The following is a 19,479-nucleotide window of genomic DNA, read 5'->3' on the forward strand; positions in this document are numbered from 1 at the left end:
GATCGGGTCTGTCGCGCTGGGAGACGGTCCGTCAGCCGACGGGGTTCCCCGGCGTGCGCCACCGGGCCGGAAGGGATGCGCGCCTGCCTGCCAACCGGCCGGGCCGGCCCCTCGCTAACGGCCCCTGGCGGTGTCATCATCAGTGCCGTGGCACTGAGCTATCAGTCGATCACTCTGCGGGCTCTGCGGGACAAGGGCCCCGACTGGACCCTCCGGGACGGCGCGACCTGGTGCATGGTCACCCCACCGCACCACGACCGCCGTTCGCAGGGCTGGAAGCTGCACCTGTCGGCGACGCCCGCGTCCGCGCCCCACGTCCTGGAACGCGCGGCTCCGGTCCTGGTGGCGCACGGATGCGCCTTCAAGTTCGCCGTCTCGCCCCGGGTCGCCGCCGAACTCACCTCCGTCCGCGCCTCCCGGGCACAGTCGGGCAAGTTCCTCACCGCCTACCCCGCCGACGACGACCAACTGCGCGCGCTCGCCGAGGAACTCCACCGCGCCACCCTCGGCCTCGCCGGGCCCACGATCCTCTCGGACCGGTGCTACCGGCCGGGCAGCCTCGTCCACTACCGCTTCGGCTGCTTCGCCCGGCCCCACGAACTGGGCGACGAGGGCTTCTACGAAGGGCGGCTGCAGGCCCCCGACGGCACCTTCGTCACCGACACCCGTAACCCCTGGTTCGAACCGCCCCCTTGGGCCGTGCCACCCTTCGACCCGCCCGCGCCGGCCACACCCGGCCGCCCGCGCGGCGGGCCCGTCCTGCTCGCCGGCCGCTACCTCGTCAGGGAAGCCGTCCGGCACTCCAACCGCGGCGGTGTCTACCGCGCGCACGACCGGCGGACCGGTGAGGACGTCCTGCTCAAGGAGGCACGCCCGCACATCGGCGCCGGCCTCGACGGCAAGGACGCGCGGGACTGGCTCGGATACGAGGCCACCGTCCTGGCCCGGCTCGCCCCGCACCGCGTCACCCCGGCCGTGCGCGAGGTGTTCGAGGCGGGTGGGCACGTCTTCCTCGTCGAGGACCTGATCGACGGCAAGAGCCTCCAGCAGTGGGCCGCGGAGCACTCGTGGCGCGACAGCGGCCGCCTGCCGGTTCCCACGGCATGGGAGCTCGCGCGCCGGCTCACCCGTCTGATGGGCGAGGTGCACACGGCGGGCTTCGTCCTCCGCGACTTCAAACCGGGCAACGTCGTCATCGGACCCGACGGCGCCCCCGTCCTCGTCGACCTCGAATGCGCGGTCCGCACCGACGCCACGGCGTACGTCGCGGGCACCCACGGCTTCACCGCACCCGAATACCTCGAAGGGCCCGGCCGCGACAGCGACACCCCGCCGCCCGCCCCCGGCCCCGAAGCGGACTGGTACAGCCTGGGCGCCACCCTGCTCCACGCCACCACCGGCATCAGCCCCGTGCTCGCCCCCGACACACCACCCGGCCGCACCGCCGGCGACCGCCTCGCGGCCCTCGTCGACGCGGCAGCCCCCGCCTTCCCCGCGCTCCGGGCGCTCGCCCCCCTCGTCCTCGGCCTCACCGCGGACGGTCCCTCCCGCTGGCCCCTGGAGAAGGCCGCGGCCTTCCTGCGCGCCGACCCCGTCGTACGGCCCGTGACCGCCGGACCCGCGCTGACGCCCCGCCGCGCCGACCGGCTCGTCGGCGACGGACTCGCCCACCTGGCGGCCACCGTGGAACCCTCCGGCGAGTACCTCTGGCCCGGGCCGCGCTCCCTGCCGCACGGCGACCCCTGCAACGTCCAACTCGGCGCCGCCGGGGTGCTGGCCGTGCTCGACCGGGCCGTCCGCACCGGCGAGATGCCCGCCGAACCCCTGCTGCGCACCACGGCGCAGTGGCTCGACGAACGGCTCACCCTGCCCAGCCGGATCCTGCCCGGCCTCTACTTCGGCCGCTCCGGCGCCGTATGGGCCCTCCACGACGCCGCCCGCACCCTGGGCGACACCCTCCTGGCCGAGCGCGCGCGGGAGTACGCCCTGCGGATCCCCCTCGACTGGCACAACCCCGACATCTGCCACGGCCTCGCGGGCGCGGGCCTGGCACAGCTGCACCTGTGGCACACGACCGGGGACCGGCGGTTCGCGGAACGCGCCTCGGAGTGCGCGGACGGGCTGCTCCGGCTGACCGCGCACGCGGACCGCGGGGTGGACTGGGCCGCGGGTCCCGGACACCGCGCCGAACTCGCCGGTTCCGCGTTCTACGGCTTCGGGCACGGCATCGCCGGGAACGCCACCTTCCTGCTCGCCGCCGGACGGGACCTGGCCCGCCCCGAACTCGTCGACATCGCGGTCGGCGGCGGCCATGCCCTGTGCGCCGTCGCCGAACGCCACGGCGACGCCGCGCACTGGCCCAAGGGGCCGGGCCGCACCGACCGCACCGGCCTCGACTTCTGGTGCAACGGGACCTCCGGCGTGGGGACGTTCCTGGTCCGGCTGTGGCAGGCGACAGGGGACGCGCGCTTCCGTACGTACGCCGAGCTGGCGGCCGTCGCGGCCCACCGCGACCGCTGGCGGGTCGGCCCCGGCACCTGCCACGGCGTCGCGGGCAACGCCGAGCTGCTGCTCGACCTCGCCGGGGCGACGGGGGAGGAGCGCTACCGCACCTGGGCGGCGGAGGCCGCGAACTGCCTGTATTCAAGGGCCGCGGAACGCGACGGCCGGCTGGTCGTCCCCGACGACACCCTGCGCGAGGTCTGCGCGAGCTACAACGTCGGAATGTCCGGCGCCCTCGACTTCCTCCTGCGCCTCAAGCACGGCGGCCCCCGGTCCTGGCTGGTCGACTGCGGCCACTGACGGACCGGCCCGCCGCGAAGGGAAAGGAGCCCCGGAAGGAGGTGAGAGCGATGGAGAACGAGGTACTTCAGCTCCAGGAGCTGCCGGAGACGGACGAGCGCGAGCTGGAGCCGATGATGTGCTGCGACACCGACCACACCAGCGGCCAGTGCACGGATCCGCCGCGCTGTCGCCCGTCCTGACCGTGCCGACCGGTTCCGGGTGGCCGCGCGCCACCCGGAACCAACCGATCCGGCAGAGGAGGTGCCGTGGCCGACGCCCGTTGGACGGCGGTGCTGCGCGGGACGACGGCGGACGCGGCCCTCGGCCTCGCCGCCGCCCTCGCCGGACGGCCGCGCCCTGTACCCCGTAGGGTGCGCCCCGACCTCGCCGCCGGCGGGCCCGGACTCGCCCTGGCCTACCATCAGTTGGACCGCTGCCTGCCGGGGCGGGGATGGGGCGCCATGGCCGGCGGCTACCTCGCCGCGGCGGTCCGCGGCGCCGAGCGGAAGGGCCCGGCCTCCCCGGGGCTCCACGGCGGGCTCGGCGGCATCGCCTTCGCCGCCTGGACGCTCGCCCGGCCCGGAGCGGACCTGCTTCCCGGGGTGCACGACGAGGTGCTGAGGTCGACATCCTTACGGATCAAGGCACTTGGTGACACGCCCCACGGCGTGCCCGTCCGCGCCTTCGACCTGATCTCCGGGCTCACCGGCACCGGAGCGTACCTCCTGTGCCGGCACCACGAACCGGCCTCCCGCGCCGCACTGCACACCGTGCTCGCCGGGCTGGTGGCGCTGAGCGGCGAGCGGGACGGCACGCCGCACTGCTGGACCCCCGCCGAGCACATTACCGACCCCGCCACACGAGCCCTGTTCCCGAGCGGAGTGCTCAACTTCGGCATGGCACACGGAATCTCCGGGCCGCTCGCCCTGCTGTCGGCTGCCATCTCCGTCGGCGTCACCGTGCCCGGTCAGCGGGAAGCCGTCGAGCGGCTCGCCGCCCGGCTGGTCTCCGGCCGGACCGACGACGAGTGCGGGCCGCACTGGCCGTGCCGGGTGGGGCCGGACGGTCGCCCCGCCGCGGAGGGGCGCGCCCCGGCGACGTGGTGCTACGGAGGACCCGGCATCGCGCGAGCACTGTGGCTGGCGGGAACGGCGCTCCAGGACGCGTCCCTGCGCGACCTCGCCGTACGGGCCCTGCTGGCCGCGCACCGGCGCCTCGCGGCGCGGCCGGACGCCGAGGTCGCGGTGGGGCTGTGCCACGGGACGGCCGGATTGCTCCACGTCACCGCGCGCTTTGTACGGGACACGGGGGATGCGGAGCTGCGCCGAGCGGCGGCGGGGTCTGCGGGGCGGCTTCTGGGGTGCCGGGCGGTGCTTCCGAGCGCGGGGCCCGGGTTTCTGGACGGTGCCGCCGGGGTGGTGCTCGCGCTGCTCGCGGCGGCGACGGATGTGGAGCCGGTGTGGGACCGGGCCTTGCTGCTGGCGTAGCCCTCCCCGGGATTCGTCCCCCGGCCCCACCCCCTCACCGCAGCAGGACCGGCAGATCTTGGAGCCAGTTCATCGTCATGCTCGGCCGACGGCGGATCTCCGGCGCAGGCACCGCGAGCCGCAACCGAGGAAAGCGGTCCAGCAGCTTGTCGAAGAGGATCTCCATCTCCGTATAGGCGAGCAGCGCCCCCACGCAGCGGTGCGCGCCGTGCCCCATGGCCAGGTGCTGATGATCGGTGCGGGTGATGTCGAAGCGGTGCGGGTCGGGGAAGCGGCGCGGATCGCGGTTGGCCGCGGAGACGGCGATCAGCAGGAACTCCCCGGCGGGGATGGACACCCCGTCCTCCAGGTCCACGCGCTCGGCGGTGTAGCGCGGGCCGACCGCGCGGAACGGCCCGTCGTGGCGCAGGCACTCCTCGATGGCGCCGGTGAGCAGCGACCGGTCCGCGCGCAGCGCCTCGTACTGCTCGGGGTGGCTCAGCAGCGCGAACATCCCGTTGGCGATGGCGTTGGCCGTCTCGATCCCCGCGATCAGCAGCAGGAACGCGGTCGAGGCGAGCTCGGTGCGGCTGAGCGGCCGCCGCCTCTCCGGCTTCGAGCCCAGGGTGGACAGCAGGCCCCGGGCGGGGTGCGCGCGCCTGCGGTGGTCGAGCCGCTCGCTGAAGTCGGCGAGGATCAGCGAGGTCTGCCGTACGTTCTCGGTGCCGCGCCGGCACATCAGGGTGTCGAACCAGGCGGGGAATCCGGGCTGTTCGTCCTCGCGCAGGCCGAGGAGCTCGGAGACCACGGCGACGGTGAAGGGGTAGGCGACCCGGGCGCGGAACTCGACCGGCCCCAAGTCCTCGGCGGCGGCGAGCGCGCCGAGCGTCTCGTCCGCGAAGAGGTCGATGCGCGGGCGCAGGGACTCGATCCGGCCCCGGCTGAGCGCCTGCTGGGTGCCCTGGCGCAGCCGCTGGTGCTCCGGCGGATCGGTGTTGATCATATTGGCCCGGATCCGGGTGCTCATCTCGCGGCGCCGCTCGGTCCGGACGAGGTGCTGCTCCCTCAGGTCGGGGCGCTTCCAGTCGTCCTTGCGGACCGCGGGGGAGGAGAGCAGTTTGCGGGCCTCCTCGTAACGGGGAATCAGCCACAGGCGGGTGCCGCTCACCCCCGTCACCAGGGTGGCGGGCGCACGGGAGCGCAGGGTGTCGAAGACGGGGTGGGCGTCCTGGAAGAAGGCCGGGGTGAAGATCCCGGGCGGGGCGGCGGTCCGGTCGGTGGTCACAGCGAGCCTCCTCGGACAAGGGTGGACAGGGGCCGCTGGCAGGCTCTCGGTGTCGAGGAGCGTGGCTCGTTCCTTGCGCTGGACGACCCTGGGTGCGATGGGAGTTGAGGGGGGCGGGGTGGCGCGACGCCCGGGAGCCTACCCAGGGTGTCCGGGTGATTACACATGGCGACGACGTCTGTGGAGTGCGGCATGCGGTCCGTGTACGCGAAGAGGGGCGCGCCCCTGGAACGCGGTCCCCCGGAACGCCGATTCCCGCCCACCAGTGCGAGCGACCCACTAGGGTCGGTGCGGTGCGCAGTCGCCTGGCAGTTGTCGCGTTCCTGGCCGCTCTCGTGCTCACCGCGTGCGGATCCGGCGGGCAATCGCCGCGCCCGCCCGCCCCGTCCGACGGCCGTGCGGCCCGCGGCGACGGCGCCCAGCTGCTCTACCGGGGGCAGGGGCGGACCAGTGCCCAGAATCCCGCGTTCTCGCCCGACGGGAAGTCCGTCCTCTTCACCCTCTTCCACGACGGCTACAACGAAGGGGCCGCCGCCCTGCGGGTGCTGCCGCTGAAGAACGGAGCGCCGGAGCGGCCCGGGACGCTGCTCGACGAGAGCGACCGGGCCGCCGTCAACCTCCCGGGCTCCAGCTGGCACCCCTCCGCCGGGGTCGCGTTCGCCTCCGACCGCGCGGGCCGGGACGAGGTGTGGGTGCTGCCCCCGGGCGGTCACCGGCCCACCCGGGTGACCGAACACCACGGTGACACCGGCTATTTGGAGCCCAGCTTCTCGCCGGACGGCTCCTGGATCGTCTTCCAGGAGAGCGTCGAGAAGGAGAACGCCGCGAAGGAGAGCGACGACGACCCCTCGGCCCTCGGCTCCCTCTGGAAGGTCCGGCGCGACGGCAGCGAGCCCACCCGCCTCCTGGACGGCCCCGCCACCCGTACGGACAACCGCCAGCCCAACTGGTCGCCGAAGGGCGACCGGCTGGTCTTCCAGCGGCGCGCGGCGGACAGCGAGAACTGGGCGCTGTATGTGATGAACGCCGACGGCACCGGGCTGCACCGGCTCACCGACGGCCCCGGCGAACACACCGACCCCAGCTGGTCGCCCGACGGCCGGTCCGTGGTCTTCTCCTCCACCGCGGGCGGGCTCGACACCCCGCAGATCTTCGTGATCCCGGCGGACGGGGGCAGGCCCACCCGCGTGACGAGGAGCGGCGGTGGCTACGACGGCGCGCCCAGCTGGTCGCCGGACGGGCGCTGGATCGCCTTCGAGGCCCGCTCGGGGGACGAGGACCGGCCCACGTCGCTGTGGCGGATCCCCGTCCCCGGGCAGGCGAAGCCGTGAGGCTCAGCCGGTGGTGACGGTCAGCAGCGCGTACTGATTCACCGTCAGCGTCACGTTCGCCGTGTTCCCGACGAGCCGCCAGTCGACCGGCTGCGGCGCGGGGGAGGGGCCGTCCGGCGAGCTCACCGTGGCGGCCAGCACCCGCCGGCCCGCGGGGAGCGCGAGCGAGACCGTGCAGCTGGTGGGCGCCGTCTTGAACGCGGCCGGGGTGTCGCCGAAGCCGGTGAAGTTCACCAGCTGGACGACGGTGTCGGCGCCGAGCCCGCGCACCTCCAGATGGATCCGCCGGTCACCGGAGAGCGTCACCTCCGGCGGTGCCGCGGCCGTGACCGGCCCGAGCAGCTGATCGGCGCTCGCCTGGTCGGTCGAGGCGAGGTAGCTCTTGCCGACGAGCTTCTGCACATACCAGCAGGTGCCCGAACCGAAACGGTTCTGCTTGGTCGTGGGCAGCGGGTCCGCCTTGCGGAAGCCGAGCACGTCGGCGAGGGCGTACTCGCTCCGCGCCGAGCCGAGCTCGTCGAGGGCGGTGGGTGCCGGACCGGTGATCACCACCGTGCCGCCGCCCGCCACGAAGTCGCGCAGCACGCCCGCCTCGGCGTCCGACACGGCCTGGAGGTTCGGCAGCATCAGCACGCGCAGGCCCGCCAGATCGGCGGCCGCCAGGCCCGGACTGGTCACCGTGTCGAAGGGGATGTGCGCGAACACCAGCGCCTTCACCGTGCCGCGGAACTCGCCCAGCCACTGCTGGTTGGTGCAGCTCTCCTCCGCGCTGCCGGAGGCCCACCACTCCTTGACCCCGGACGGCTTCCGGGTGTTCACATACATCCCCGTGCCGACGGCGGGGCTGACGAAGTCCCGCGAGGCGGAGGAGTGGTAGACGCCGACGGCCGCCGTGGAAGCGGAGTTGTACAGCTTCTCCTGGTTGGCGGCCACGAAGGCGTACATCCGGGTGCGCATCGCCGCGTCGGTGGTGTCGTTCTTGAACGGGCTCTTCACCTCGTACGGATTGCAGCCCGCGGCCAGCAGTTCGGCCATCACCAGCGACGCGTCGTCGGCCTGCCAGCCGTAGGAGAACGCCCAGGCCGGCTTGGTGCCGCTGGCGGCGCGGGCGTATTTGTACATCGAGATCAGGCACGTCCAGTCGGTGGCGGTCGCGTGGCGCATCCCGTCGTAGTTGCCGAGGATGTCCACCTCCCACACATGGCTGACGCCCTCCGCCTTCCGCAGATAGGCTCCGTCGAGACCGACCAGCGTGGCGTACTGGTAGTCCATGCTCACGGTCTCGACGAACGTCACCAGGTCCGGGTTGACGGACCGTCCGGCGGCGGCGATGTCCAGCTGCCACTGCAGGAGATTGCGGTGCCGCCACTCGACGTAGCGGCGGAACGGGAGGCTGCCGAAGTCGGCCTTGGTGGGCAGCGCGAGGCCGGTGTCGGCGCGGAACGCGTCCGCCGCCCACGTCGAGGTGTCGCACCAGCTGATCGCGCCGTCGAAGTAGATCGGCACGTCCGGCCACACCGCGTCCAGACCCGTCCCCGCGAGCGCCTTGATCCGGCCCAGGTAGAAGTCCCGCCAGGGGGAGTTGGGGCTGACCCAGCAGCTCTCGTCGCCCGGGTCGACCCAGACCACGAGGCTGCCGTAGAAGACGTTGGGCTTGCCGTCGAGGCCGCGCTGCACCCAGGACTTGCCGTCACCGTTCTTGTAGAACGAACGGCCCTTCTCGCCGCCGACGCTGATGATCTCCAGCGAGGGGTAGTACATGACCACGCGGATCCCGGCGGCGTGCGCCAGCTCCACAAAGCTCTTGATCTTCCCGAGGTGCTGGGTGAAGTCCGCCTCGGTGATCCAGTTCGACATGATGGTGTCGAGCTCGATGGCGTTGACGTTCTGCGACTTCAGCGCCGCGATCACGGGCTTCATGTCACGGGTGGGGTCGGCGTCCTCGTCGAAGGTGCCGTCCGCCAGCCGCGCGAAGCGGCTCCACTCCGGAAAGGCCCCGGACGCCCCCTGGCGGGCCGCGGACGCCGCCCAGGCGGGACTCTCGTACAGCTCGAACGGGCCGGGGAGCCGGGGTGTCAGCCCTGCTGCCAGCGCGGTGGCACCCGCCCCCAGGCCCGCCCGTAACATGCCTCTGCGGCTGAATCTTCGCATTCCGCTCATAGGACTTCCCCTCGTCTGCGCGACGGTGTCTGCACGGTGCCCGCAAAGTCTGCCCGATCGCCTCAGTCGCGGCGGGTGGATTCCGTATATGCACGCCGCACCGCACCCTGGAGTGGTGGCCGTGTGTCCCCGACCCCAGGAGCGAGTTGTGGTGCAGCTGTGGACAGTGACCATTGTTTCCGATCGCTATCCGGCACCGGGGCGCATGGAACTGCACTGCTCCGAGCCGGGCTGCCGGCCGGACCCCGTGCCGCTGCCCGCGCCCTCGGCCGCGCGGACGGCCGCGGCCGGGCATCTCGCCTGGCACGGGCGGCGGTTGGAGGCGGCACCGGCGGGGGCGCGGTGCGTGTGCCGGGCCGAGGCCGTCCACCGGGTGATCACGCACAGCGAGGCGGGACGGGTGTGGCGCCTGGCCGCGCTGTGCGGGCCCTGCACGGAGTCCTTACCGGACGCGCGCGTGCTGCGCCCACTGAATCACCGTGACGGGGCCCCGCCGCGCGGGGCGGGGCCGAGGTAACGGCCGCGGCGGGAAACCCGCACGATCGGGGCGGGTGCTGGGCCGTACGGAGCAGTGGCGGAGAGTCGTCCCCCTCGCGCTGGATAAACTCCCGGAGTTGCTCGGCGAGGGAGGCCGTACTCATGGGGTGCGGCGATCCGTCATCGGCGCACCCCTCGTACCAGGTCTGTCGTGGCCCGGGTGACGGCCACTCGACAGGTACCGACAGTCTGAACACGAGGAGTGCAGTCATGGCCGAGGTAAAGCTGACCGCCGAGCTGCGTACCGAATTCGGCAAGGGCTATGCCCGTCGCATCCGCCGCGACAACAAGGTCCCGGCGGTCGTCTACGGCCACGGCGCCGACCCCAAACACGTGGCGATCGACGGCCACGCGCTGATGATGGCCCTGAAGACGCCGAACGTGCTGATCAACCTGGACGTCGCGGGCAAGAAGGAACTGGTCATCCCCAAGGCCGTGCAGCGCGAGGCGCTCCGTGGCTTCCTCGTCCACGTCGACCTCCTCACCGTGAAGAAGGGCGAGAAGGTCACCGTCGAAGTGCCGGTGCACACCGAGGGCGAGCTCGCCCCCGGCGGCAACCTCCTCGAACACATCCTCAACGCCCTGCCGGTGGAGGCCGAGGCCACCCACATCCCCGAGGGGTTCACCATCTCCATCGAGGGCATGGAGGCCGGGCACACCATCCGTGCCAAGGACATCCCGCTGCCGCGCGGCACCTCCCTGGCCATCGACGGGGAGGACGCCGTCCTCCAGGTGGTCGCGGCGCAGGCCGAGGAGCCGGCAGAGGAAGAAGAGGAGGAGGCCGAGGAGGGCGCCGCCGCGGCGGAGGGCGCGGCCGAGGGCGAAGGCGAGGCGGAGGAGAGCTGACGCCCTGCCGGTGTGTGGTTTCCCCGCCGGGGACCACACACCGGCAGCCGCCGTCAGGCCGCGGGCGGGTTGGGCTTGATGACGGCGAACGGCGCCCCGAAGGGATCGGCGAGCCAGGCGATCCGGCCGACGTCCGGCACATCCGCCGCGGGCATCAGGACCGAGCCGCCGTGCTCCTGCACCCCGGTGACGATCGCGTCGGTGTCGTCGGCCGAGAAATAAGGGATCCAGCGCGTCTCGCTGTCCTCGTCCGCGGCCACGAGGCCGCCGAAGGACGCGTCCTGCTGGTCGCCCTCCGCCGTGGAGAGCACGGTGTACGCCATCCCCCCGGCCTCCATCTCCTGGCTCCGCCAGCCGAACAGCGAGCGGTAGAAGGCGAAGGCGGCCGTCGGGTCGGCGGAGTGCAGCTCCGCCCAGCACAGGGTGTTGCCCTCCGAGGCGGCCTCCAGGCCCTTGACCGCGGCGGGCTGCCACACGGAGAACTCGGCACCGGACGGGTCGGTGAGACAGGCCATCCGCCCCGCTTCCATCACGTCGAACGGTGCGACGCGCACCGTGCCGCCGCCCTGCTCGACGGCCTTGGCGGTGGCATCTGCGTCGGGGGTCTGGAAATACACGGTCCAGGCCGGTGACGCGCCCTCCTCGGTGAGGGGTCCGAGGGCCGCGACGGTTTTGCCGTCCTTCTGGAAGAAGCCGTAACCCCCGGCATCCGGCCCCGCCGACGCGAAGTCCCAGCTGAACACCGGGCCGTAGAAGGCGGCGGACGCCGCGGTGTCCGGGCTGCCGAGATCGAGCCAGTTGGGCGCGCCGGTCACGAAGTCAGTGGTGAGCATGGTGGTGTGCTCCTTCGACGGATCGTCGCCGGGGCCCGGTCGCCGCGGACGCGGAGAACGCTCGTCCCCGGCCGCCTTTCAGTCTGGCACCGGCCACTGACAATCGCGCGGTGCCCGGCCGCACCGCGCCCCCGGCGCGCGGAGTCACGCGAGGGCGGCCGGGGGTCCGCCGAGGACGCGCCTCAGATCGTCGCGGCGTCGATCACGAAGCGGTACCGGACGTCGCTGGCGAGCACCCGCTCGTACGCCTCGTTGATCCGGTCGGCGCTGATCACCTCGATGTCGGCGCCCAGGCCGTGCTCACCGCAGAAGTCCAGCATCTCCTGGGTCTCCGGGATGCCGCCGAACATCGAACCGGCGAGGGACCTGCGGCCCTGGAGGAGGGCGAACGCGGCCAGCGGCAGCGGCTTCTCCGGGGCGCCCACCTGCACCAGCGTGCCGTCGGTCTTCAGCAGGGAGAGGTAGGCGCCGAGGTCGAGGTCGGCGGAGACCGTGTTGACGATCAGGTCGAAGGTGCCCGCCAGCGACGCGAAGGTGGCCGGGTCGGACGTCGCGTGGAAGTGGTCGGCGCCCAGCCGCTCGCCGTCGTCCTTCTTGCGCAGCGACTGGCTGAGCACGGTGACCTCCGCGCCCATCGCGTGCGCGATCTTCACGCCCATGTGGCCGAGGCCGCCCAGGCCCACGACGGCGACCTTCTTGCCGGGCCCGGCCTGCCAGTGGGCGAGCGGCGAGTAGAGGGTGATCCCGGCGCACAGCAGCGGTGCCGCCGCGTCCAGCGGGATGCTGTCGGGGATGCGCAGCACGTAGTTCTCGTCGACGACGATGTGCGTGGAGTAGCCGCCGTACGTGATCTCGCCGTCACGGCCCGTCGCCCCGTACGTGCCGGTCATGCCGGACGCACCGGTGCAGTACTGCTGAAGACCGGCCTTGCAGTTGTCGCACTCGCGGCAGGAGTCCACGAAACAGCCGACGCCCACGCGGTCGCCGAGCGCGTACTTCGTGACACCCGTACCGACCGCGGTCACCACACCCGCGATCTCGTGGCCGGGGACGACCGGGAAGGTGCCCTCGCCCCACTCGGCACGCGCCGTGTGGATGTCGGAGTGGCAGATGCCCGCGTACTTGATCTCGATGAGGACGTCGTGCTCGCCCGGCTCGCGGCGCGTGATCGTGGTGCGCTCCAGCGGGGCCTTCGGGCTGGCTGCGGCGTATGCGGGAACAGTGGTGTGCTTCATGCTCACGAGCATGAAGCCGCCCGGATCCGCTAACCAGCACTCCGCTTAACCTACGTTCGCCGTGCCTACCACTGGCAGTACCACCCTGGCCTGCGCAGGGCCCCCGCATACTGGGAGTCATGGACCAGCGCACCGAACTGAGGAGTTCTGTCAACTTGGTATCCACGGCCTGACCAGCAGGAAGACCAACCCGAGCGCCGCGTCAGTCGCCCAGGTGCGGTAGGGGCGATGCAGCCCCCGCGCTCTGCCTCACGACCCCAGCGGCCAGGGCACCCGGGTACCGAGCAAGGGGGGCGGGGCCTTCGGGACTTGGGGGGATCACCTCCAATCGGCGGGTGAGGGATCGTTTCGCTTACCCCGTGTGGGCTAAGCGCACTTGTGGCCGAGTGTATGACCGTGGAGTCTCCAAGAGGCAGCACAGACGCGCATCCGGAAGGGCATCAGATGGTCATCGTAATGATCCGTGAAAGCGATGCAGAGCACACAATGCGGGCGCTTAAGCGAAAGTTTAAGCAAGGAAACCTTCGGAAAAATAAGGTCAATTTCGAAGATGGGCGCCGAAAGCACACTAAGTACAGGGCTACGCGGCAAGGCATTGTAATCAAGATCGAGGCACTGTACGCCATGGAAAACGGCGAGCCACGCCACATCGCCAAAGTCAAGCTCTGTAACGGTGACGCGCTCCCCGCTTACATCCCCAGCGGCGTTAAGGGCGTCACGGAAGGGGCGTCCGTGTGGGTCCGTGCTAGCCGATCAATTAAGGTTCCCGACATTCATCATCGGGTGAAGCCAGCATCAACCATTAACCACGGCAGAATGTACAAAGCTGCATGGACGGAAAAGATTCCTGGATGGGATGCGTAATCCCTCCGAAATTCTCGCAGGGCGGGCGGACTCGAACCGCCTCCACCGCCGTGCTCAGCACCGACGACCAGCCGGGCCTACTAGGGCAGGGTGCGCGCCTACGCTGCGCTCCTTCCCCGCCCGCACGCCTCGGGGGAGAAGCGCGCAGGCGGGGCTGACGAGTTGGGGCCCCAGCACCTCAGCTGGTGGAGACACCTCGGTGATCCACCCATGCCTGAGCGGCTTCGGCCATGGCCTTCAACCACGCCTCATCAGGACGTCGGTTGGCGATAGCACGAAGCATCCGCAGATAGGCCCCGGCGAACACGTCGATCGCTTTGGAGTTCGCGTCCGCCCAGGCGGTACAGCGGGACGCCCACCCTTCCGCGGATTCGGGGCTGTGGCCGGCTGCGATCAGTTGCACGACGAAACAGGCCGGGTCGATGAAGGCGGGCCCGCGTGTGGGCCATGCCCAGTCGATGATCCACGAGCCCGCGTCCCCTACCGTCAAGTTGTCCGGGTTGATGTCGGTGTGCAGCAGGGCGTCACCACGGAGGAACGCCAGCTCCTCTTTACTGCCCACGTAGGCGTCCCACCGGTCTTCCGTCCAGCCCCGCGCGACGTCGGGCAGTTCCAGAGCCACCGCCCGGTTGAGGAGATCCACGGCGAGGGGTAGATCCGGCGAGTCGGGCTCGAAGTCAAGGCCGCGCTCCTCGATGACCTCGAATCCGAGGATGATCCACCCGGCGTCGTCCCCGTCAACGCTCCACATCAACGCAGGAGACAGCGGCGTCACGTAGGGATTGATCTCCCGTTCCCGGATGATCGAGTCCCGCCGTCCCCCCGGCTCGTTGAACATAGCCTTGACGAAAAACTGCCCCTTCTCACTGTTGATGATCGCAGCGAAGTCCGAGCTGTACCCATGGTCCGGGATCTCCACCGTGGAGACTTCCCCGGTGTACGGGTGGATCAGTGCTCGGAAGTGGGCGTCAGGCAGATCAGTCACGCCGGTTCCCCTCAGTTACGTCAGTTCTTCGGTCGGCACGTACTGGGCGGCGTACCCGGATAGCACGCAGCGTTCGGCTCGCACCTCGGGTCGCACGGGTTCTTCGGGACGCAGTCGGGACCGCACGGTTTGTTCTGGCCGCCGTCTTTGTCCTTGTCTTTGTCCTTCCCCCACCCCCAGACCTTTCGGAAGGAGTCAACGGCCTCGGACAGCGCGGGGCCGCTCAGGATAGAGGCCAGCGAGTCTTCGCGGACGTTGCCGACACCCTTCCAGGTGGAGAAGACGCACGGGGAGACCGTGCCGGTCGGGTCGATCGAGGCCCTGCCGTCACCACACCCGCCACACAGGTTGGACGCGTCCGGTGTCTGGCCGCAGGAGGCCCGTCCGAACTGTCGGATGTGGTCGGTTCCGATCTGGGTGACGCCGATCGACTCCAAGTCGGCTTTCGCCGCCTCGATGATCTGCTCGTTGTCTCCAACGATTCCGACGCGGATCGGGACACCGCGTTCGACCGCCTTGACGATGTTGGAGCGGGTCCGGGCGTGACTCGGGCGACGGGTGATCTTGTTGTGCTCCGCGGCCTTGTCCGAGTAGTACGACGTAGCGAGGGACATTCCCTCGCGCTGGAGCAGCGTCCACCATGCGTCGGACAGGTGAACCAAGTTGCTGTAGGCCTCTACCCTGATGCCGAGTGCCAGCGCACGGTCTGCGATCTCGATCGCGTGGGGGTACATGGTCGGCTCTCCGCCGATGAAGGTGACGTTCTCGACGCCCACCTTGGCCGCCTGATCCAAGACCGTGAACCAGTCGTCCCGGGTCATCGTGCCGCGGTCGCCGTCAGGCCCGGAAGAGTTGTAGCACTGCACACATTCGAGCTGGCACTTCCGCGTGAAGTCCATCCACAGGTAAGTGGTGGTCCGCTCGGCGGGTAACGCTGTCGTCATGCTCGTGCCCTTTCACTCGGTGAAGTGGATCAGGTGCACTTGCTGACCCGCCCGGCCATCGACGGCCACGAGGACGACCGGGCCGGAGTTCGCAGCCCTACAGACCCCCCGAAACAGCGAGGGCAATCACCCCGCCGCAGATCAGAGCAACACCGGTCACGAAGGTGATCCAGGCGACCGCTCCGAACGTGCGCTTCGCGTGTACCACCGGTCCCAGCCGGCGGACCTTCCCGCAGTCGAGGCAGCGCACGTACCCGTGCCCAACCTCTCGCGTCTCGTGCTGGCACGCCTTCTTCGCTGCCGTGATCATCAGGTCTGCGTGTCCTGCGACCGTCGTGCCGACTCGGCGTAGACCAACGCGTTCGCGATCTTCTTGGCCGTGGGCAGCGGGACACTCCCCAGGAAGACGGACGGCTCGCCACTGAGCGAGGCGCGCCCCATCAGCTGAGGCCAGGAGTCCGGATCACCCACGTCGATGCCCATAAGTTTGAGCACCTGCCCGAGCATGAAGGCGACGTCATCGGCCTTCTTCTTGCCCTCCATGAAGACGTCGGCTTGTTGTGCGGCTGCTTCGGTGTCCGTGGTCATGCGGAGACGGTAGGGACGCTGGGTCGCCAAGTGCCAGAAAATTGCAGTGAGTTGCAGATCTCACCCGAGGGCTTCGATCGCGGCGGCGATCAGCGACCGTGCCTGAGCGCCGTAGACGGCTCGTTTCTGCAACTCGGCGAAGAGCTTGAGATAGTCGCGAACCTCGCCCGGGGCAGTCACGGTGACGCTGGCGGTCAGCAGCTCGACGCTAACCTGTTCGTCGTCGTAGACGTTGAACGTCTCCACGGGCCAGAGGAGCCGTCGGCTCTTGAAGGGGATGATGCCCAGGCTGACGGAGGGCAGAGACATCACCGACAGCAGATGCCCGAGCTGTCCGGCCATGGTCTCCTCGTCGCCCATCTGGTGCCGAAGGACGTTCTCTTCGATGACCATGACGAATCGGTGGTCACCTTCGCGGAGAACACGTGCCCGTGCAAGACGAGCTGCTACCGCCTCGGGGATGTCGTCTGGGAGGTCCCGGAGCCAAGCGACCGACGCAAGAGCCGCTGTCACGTAGCCCTCGGTCTGAAGAAGGCCGGGGATAACGTCTGAACTGTAAACGCGGTGGAGTTTAGTGCGCTCGTATAGCGGGACAAGCCCCTCTTGGAGATGCCGTAGCGTCTTCTGCTTGTGGACTCGTCGCCACTGGACGTACATGGACTCGACGGCGCGGTTGGCCGCGATAATGTCCGCCGCCTGGTCGTCAGCGCCGCAGGCGGCACACCACGCTCGAATGTCGGCATCAGAGGGTGTCGTCTTGGCGTTCTCGATGCGGCTCGATTTGGCTTTGTGCCAGCCGCAGCGGACAGCCAGATCACCCCCGGTGAGTCCCGCGTCCCGCCTGATCTCCTTGAGCCGACCTGCCAAGGCTTCACGTGCTGCCTGAGCACTGGACGAGGGGATGGTAGGCATGGCCTGGCTGTCCGTTGTCGCGCGTTAGACCTTGTACTCCTCATGCGGGATGCCACGCGCCCACACCGAGTTGAAGGCGTGCCGGCACAGTCGGATGACATCAGGGTCTTCGGTGAGTTCTTCCCCTTCGTCTCCTCCGTCACCGTTGAAGATGTGGAAGCGGACGAGGTGGTCATCGAAGACCCAGAAGTCGTTTCCGGGAAGCGCGAGGTCCGACGCCTGGCGGCGCGGCAGCCACCTGACTTGTTCGCCCGCTGCGACGTTGGTGAACGTTTCCGAATGCTCGAACTTGATGTACTCGCTCACCGGCTCGGACACGATCCGAGCCCTCCGCATCGCGATGCCTCGCGCCACGGCCTGTGAGGCGACGTCACACCAGGGGCGCCACCACGACCCGCGGTCGTCAGGGTTGAGACGGTGGCCGGCCTTCCAGGCCGCGAACCCGGACTCCTCGTAGTCCACGGCGTACGAGTCCCGCATCTCCAGGTGCACCGCAGAGTACTTGGCCGTGCTCAGCAGTTCCTTAAAGCTTGGCTGCTGCTTCCTCTGCGGCATCGCACGCCTTCCTGATGATGTCGATCATCCGGTATGGCATCCGGATGACCGCTTCGTTGTCGGGGTTGGTGCTGTTCTTCAGGCACTCGGCCAGTGTCTTCTCGTCGGCCAGCCAGCCTTGGAAGAGGATGTCCGGTTCGGGTTTCACGTCAACGTCCACCCAGGCCGCCGGGCACTTGTCCCCGGTGGTGTTGGGGTCGATCCCGATGAACAGTAGTGCCATAACTGCCTCCTGTGTCGAGCCCGTTGCGATCAGTTGCATGACGATCGTCCTAGCGCCAGGGGCACGTCAAGGGGGCGTGCAACGAGGTCAACACGCCCTTGCCAAACTCCCACATGGGGGCTATTGGCGGGCCGATGAAGATCTTGTTGTGGCTGTCTGGCTCACCCTGCATTTTGCTGATCACGCCTTCGTCGTATCAAGGAGTAGCCACGTGTCCGGGGGCATGCCCCCGGGGAACGGCGGTGGAACCGGCCGCTGTTCCTCCCGCCATGCCGATCCGGCAGCCGCTGAGGCCACCCGTCTCCAGAACCGGGCTGCCCCTTTGTTCACCTCTTGGAAGCAGATGGACCATGGCCCAGGCCAGACGCGGAACAGTTCCTCGGCAGCCCGCTGCCCGATACCTTGCCTGCGCAGCGCGCGGGCGATGAAAAATGAGTAGATGGACGCCGTGTGGTCGGGGAGCCGGTAGGTCAGCGTGAAGCCGGCGAGGGTTGGCCCGTGGTGGATCAGGTAGGCGCGACGGTCCGGGTCTGTGAAGAACGACGGGAGCTGGTCGAATGCGAACGCCCCATCAGGCCCCGGTACGTATCCGCGAAACTCCGACAGGTCGTGCCGTTCGAGCTGAGCCAGCCGTTCCACTACGGGCCGGAGACCGTGGTCCGCTTCCCGCACAGTGACCGGTGTGAGGCCGTGGGTTAAGTTCATCCGGCAATCGTGCCAGTCCGTTCCTTGCCCGCCCATAGGGGGACTGACCTGGACGTACGAAGACCGAAATCCTCTTGTCGAGCGGCTGCCCTTCGCCTGACAGTCGCGCCAAACACAAGAGACCCCCACCCAGTTGGGTAGGGGTCTCACTGTGAGGTCAGCCGGCTGCCGCGCAGGGTCACCCGGCTTGAAGCTGCTCGATCAGGTCGCGTTCCTCGGTGGTCCACCCCTCACCCTTGAGAGGGGCCCACTTCCCGTGGTCGTCGCGTTTGAGTTCTCGGTAAGCGATGATCCCTCCTCCCTTCGTCAGGGAGGTGATACATCGAAGGTAATCGAACGTGCGTTCATCACGATCTGCGTTCCAGCGCTCCCACTCGGCACAGAGAACGTCCGTGTGGCGCGTTACGACCATGCGCAACTCAGGGATGCTGTGCGCACTCTCCGGGATGTCCACGGCGTACCCCCGGCCCATGCGCGGCAGGTCGCGCGACCCCGGGACCTCTAGGCCCTTCCTCTCGGCACGGCAAATGGTGGGGTTATCCTTGTACCGCTTGATGTCGATCCACCATGCCTGGATGACTTCGGCTTCCTTCACCAACGTGGCGAGCAGCTGCACAGCGATGGGCTTGCCTTTGCTGTCGTACCGGGTCTCGGGAACGCACTCGCGGCCGTAAGGAGGTCGGCCGCCGACGTAGCCGCCGAGCTCCCGGACCTTCTTCTTGGCTCCGGTGACAGCGACGCTCTTGTTCTTGCTCTCGCCGTGGGCAGCGTCAAGGCGCATGATCAGATGGATCAGGTCCATGATGTTGCCTTGGCGGAACTCGCCCTCGGTGACGCTGACGATCGTCACGCCTCGGTTCAGGAGGTCGGTAACGATCGGGATCGCGTCCAGCGGCTCCATGCGGGAGAACCGCGATATGTAATAGACGATGATCATGTTCACGCGTCCGGCGCGGCAGTCGGCGAGAAGGCGATCAAACTCGGGCCGCTCTTTGCCGGTGAACGCAGAGATCCCGATGTCTTCGTAGTGGCGGGTCCAAGCAAGATCCACGCCGGGGAGGGCGGCGCGTCGGTCAGCCTCGGCCTTGTTGGCGCTGCGCTGAGTGGCGGGGCTGGCTTCGCTGGCGTTGGCTCGCTTCTGGGGCTGTCGGCCGTAGCCTGCGGCATAGATAGTGCTGGTCACGCTGATACTCCGGGTAAGGCATTGGCTCTAACTAGAGTAGAGG

At 69.6% G+C, this 19,479-nt stretch carries 19 protein-coding genes; 7 read left to right on the top strand and 12 right to left on the bottom strand.

Annotated features, from left to right (window positions below):
- Positions 1-234: 234 nt before the first annotated feature.
- The 3 genes from lanL (at position 235) to ABD269_RS10030 (ending at position 4,271) form a co-directional block, all read left to right on the top strand.
- Positions 235-2,802, top strand: a complete 2,568-nt coding sequence (gene lanL, locus ABD269_RS10020) for a class IV lanthionine synthetase LanL (protein ID WP_425572866.1) — start codon at positions 235-237, stop codon at positions 2,800-2,802.
- A 50-nt stretch (positions 2,803-2,852) separates the two neighbouring features.
- A complete protein-coding gene (locus ABD269_RS10025) occupies positions 2,853-2,984 on the top strand; it encodes a hypothetical protein (RefSeq protein ID WP_275898570.1) in 132 nt (43 codons plus the stop codon).
- A gap of 66 nt (positions 2,985-3,050) precedes the next feature.
- On the top strand, positions 3,051-4,271 hold the full coding sequence (locus ABD269_RS10030) for a lanthionine synthetase C family protein (protein ID WP_344117419.1): 1,221 nt from the start codon (positions 3,051-3,053) through the stop codon (positions 4,269-4,271).
- 34 nt (positions 4,272-4,305) lie between these two features.
- Here the strand turns inward: ABD269_RS10030 and ABD269_RS10035 are convergent, their stop codons facing one another.
- Positions 4,306-5,535 carry a cytochrome P450 gene (locus ABD269_RS10035; RefSeq protein ID WP_301890011.1) on the bottom strand — a complete coding sequence of 410 codons (1,230 nt, stop codon included), beginning with the start codon at positions 5,533-5,535 and terminating at the stop codon, positions 4,306-4,308.
- A 293-nt stretch (positions 5,536-5,828) separates the two neighbouring features.
- Between ABD269_RS10035 and ABD269_RS10040 the strand changes: the two genes are divergently transcribed.
- The gene (locus ABD269_RS10040; protein ID WP_344117420.1) at positions 5,829-6,866 is read left to right on the top strand and encodes a hypothetical protein; all 1,038 of its coding nucleotides are present in this window, start codon (positions 5,829-5,831) and stop codon (positions 6,864-6,866) included.
- A gap of 3 nt (positions 6,867-6,869) precedes the next feature.
- Here ABD269_RS10040 and ABD269_RS10045 read toward each other — a convergent pair whose 3' ends face one another.
- Positions 6,870-8,993, bottom strand: coding sequence for a type 1 glutamine amidotransferase family protein (locus ABD269_RS10045; protein WP_344117421.1), 2,124 nt, complete (start codon positions 8,991-8,993; stop codon positions 6,870-6,872).
- Positions 8,994-9,177: 184 nt separating this feature from the next.
- Here ABD269_RS10045 and ABD269_RS10050 point away from each other — a divergent pair, with 184 nt between their 5' ends.
- Together ABD269_RS10050 and ABD269_RS10055 are read left to right on the top strand one after the other, a co-directional pair.
- Positions 9,178-9,543, top strand: a complete 366-nt coding sequence (locus tag ABD269_RS10050) for a hypothetical protein (RefSeq protein ID WP_344117422.1) — start codon at positions 9,178-9,180, stop codon at positions 9,541-9,543.
- A 230-nt stretch (positions 9,544-9,773) separates the two neighbouring features.
- Positions 9,774-10,409, top strand: a complete 636-nt coding sequence (locus ABD269_RS10055; RefSeq protein WP_301890015.1) for a 50S ribosomal protein L25/general stress protein Ctc — start codon at positions 9,774-9,776, stop codon at positions 10,407-10,409.
- Between the two features lie 53 nt (positions 10,410-10,462).
- Here the strand turns inward: ABD269_RS10055 and ABD269_RS10060 are convergent, their stop codons facing one another.
- Together ABD269_RS10060 and ABD269_RS10065 are read right to left on the bottom strand one after the other, a co-directional pair.
- Entirely contained in the window at positions 10,463-11,242 is a 780-nt protein-coding gene (locus ABD269_RS10060) for a VOC family protein (protein WP_344117424.1), read from the bottom strand.
- A 182-nt stretch (positions 11,243-11,424) separates the two neighbouring features.
- Positions 11,425-12,477, bottom strand: a complete 1,053-nt coding sequence (locus tag ABD269_RS10065; RefSeq protein ID WP_344117426.1) for an NAD(P)-dependent alcohol dehydrogenase — start codon at positions 12,475-12,477, stop codon at positions 11,425-11,427.
- Between the two features lie 444 nt (positions 12,478-12,921).
- On the opposite strand from ABD269_RS10065, the gene ABD269_RS10070 reads away from it, so the two are divergent.
- The gene (locus tag ABD269_RS10070; RefSeq protein WP_344117427.1) at positions 12,922-13,341 is read left to right on the top strand and encodes a hypothetical protein; all 420 of its coding nucleotides are present in this window, start codon (positions 12,922-12,924) and stop codon (positions 13,339-13,341) included.
- Positions 13,342-13,519: 178 nt separating this feature from the next.
- Here ABD269_RS10070 and ABD269_RS10075 read toward each other — a convergent pair whose 3' ends face one another.
- From ABD269_RS10075 to ABD269_RS10110, 8 genes are all read right to left on the bottom strand, one after another.
- Positions 13,520-14,326 (bottom strand): protein kinase, encoded by an 807-nt coding sequence (locus tag ABD269_RS10075; protein ID WP_344117428.1) that lies wholly within the window; start codon positions 14,324-14,326, stop codon positions 13,520-13,522.
- Between the two features lie 20 nt (positions 14,327-14,346).
- Entirely contained in the window at positions 14,347-15,270 is a 924-nt protein-coding gene (locus ABD269_RS10080) for a radical SAM/SPASM domain-containing protein (protein ID WP_344117429.1), read from the bottom strand.
- Between the two features lie 309 nt (positions 15,271-15,579).
- Positions 15,580-15,858: a hypothetical protein gene (locus ABD269_RS10085; protein ID WP_344117430.1), complete on the bottom strand. Its 279-nt coding sequence runs from the start codon at positions 15,856-15,858 to the stop codon at positions 15,580-15,582.
- Between the two features lie 60 nt (positions 15,859-15,918).
- On the bottom strand, positions 15,919-16,770 hold the full coding sequence (locus tag ABD269_RS10090) for a helix-turn-helix domain-containing protein (RefSeq protein ID WP_344117431.1): 852 nt from the start codon (positions 16,768-16,770) through the stop codon (positions 15,919-15,921).
- Positions 16,771-16,794: 24 nt separating this feature from the next.
- Entirely contained in the window at positions 16,795-17,325 is a 531-nt protein-coding gene (locus ABD269_RS10095; RefSeq protein WP_344117432.1) for a DUF6879 family protein, read from the bottom strand.
- Complete coding sequence (locus ABD269_RS10100; RefSeq protein WP_344117433.1) at positions 17,294-17,587, bottom strand: hypothetical protein; 294 nt, start codon at positions 17,585-17,587, stop codon at positions 17,294-17,296. Before ABD269_RS10100 ends, ABD269_RS10095 begins: the two co-directional genes overlap by 32 nt.
- A gap of 141 nt (positions 17,588-17,728) precedes the next feature.
- Entirely contained in the window at positions 17,729-18,253 is a 525-nt protein-coding gene (locus ABD269_RS10105) for a GNAT family N-acetyltransferase (RefSeq protein WP_344117434.1), read from the bottom strand.
- 178 nt (positions 18,254-18,431) lie between these two features.
- Positions 18,432-19,436, bottom strand: a complete 1,005-nt coding sequence (locus ABD269_RS10110; protein ID WP_344117435.1) for a recombinase family protein — start codon at positions 19,434-19,436, stop codon at positions 18,432-18,434.
- Positions 19,437-19,479 lie beyond the last annotated feature (43 nt).

The organism is Streptomyces blastmyceticus (genome assembly GCF_039521185.1).
Taxonomy (GTDB): Bacteria; Actinomycetota; Actinomycetes; order Streptomycetales; family Streptomycetaceae; genus Streptomyces; species Streptomyces blastmyceticus.

Excerpts from the sequence above, each read along its gene's own strand:
- lanL (WP_425572866.1), top strand. The coding sequence starts at position 235 with ATGGTCACCCCACCGCACCACGACCGCCGTTCGCAGGGCTGGAAGCTG.
- ABD269_RS10025 (WP_275898570.1), top strand. The coding sequence starts at position 2,853 with ATGGAGAACGAGGTACTTCAGCTCCAGGAGCTGCCGGAGACGGACGAG.
- ABD269_RS10045 (WP_344117421.1), bottom strand. The coding sequence starts at position 8,993 with ATGTTACGGGCGGGCCTGGGGGCGGGTGCCACCGCGCTGGCAGCAGGG.
- ABD269_RS10055 (WP_301890015.1), top strand. The coding sequence starts at position 9,774 with ATGGCCGAGGTAAAGCTGACCGCCGAGCTGCGTACCGAATTCGGCAAG.
- ABD269_RS10060 (WP_344117424.1), bottom strand. The coding sequence starts at position 11,242 with ATGCTCACCACTGACTTCGTGACCGGCGCGCCCAACTGGCTCGATCTC.
- ABD269_RS10065 (WP_344117426.1), bottom strand. The coding sequence starts at position 12,477 with ATGAAGCACACCACTGTTCCCGCATACGCCGCAGCCAGCCCGAAGGCC.
- ABD269_RS10070 (WP_344117427.1), top strand. The coding sequence starts at position 12,922 with ATGGTCATCGTAATGATCCGTGAAAGCGATGCAGAGCACACAATGCGG.
- ABD269_RS10080 (WP_344117429.1), bottom strand. The coding sequence starts at position 15,270 with ATGACGACAGCGTTACCCGCCGAGCGGACCACCACTTACCTGTGGATG.
- ABD269_RS10085 (WP_344117430.1), bottom strand. The coding sequence starts at position 15,858 with ATGACCACGGACACCGAAGCAGCCGCACAACAAGCCGACGTCTTCATG.
- ABD269_RS10090 (WP_344117431.1), bottom strand. The coding sequence starts at position 16,770 with ATGCCTACCATCCCCTCGTCCAGTGCTCAGGCAGCACGTGAAGCCTTG.
- ABD269_RS10095 (WP_344117432.1), bottom strand. The coding sequence starts at position 17,325 with ATGCCGCAGAGGAAGCAGCAGCCAAGCTTTAAGGAACTGCTGAGCACG.
- ABD269_RS10100 (WP_344117433.1), bottom strand. The coding sequence starts at position 17,587 with ATGCAACTGATCGCAACGGGCTCGACACAGGAGGCAGTTATGGCACTA.
- ABD269_RS10105 (WP_344117434.1), bottom strand. The coding sequence starts at position 18,253 with ATGAACTTAACCCACGGCCTCACACCGGTCACTGTGCGGGAAGCGGAC.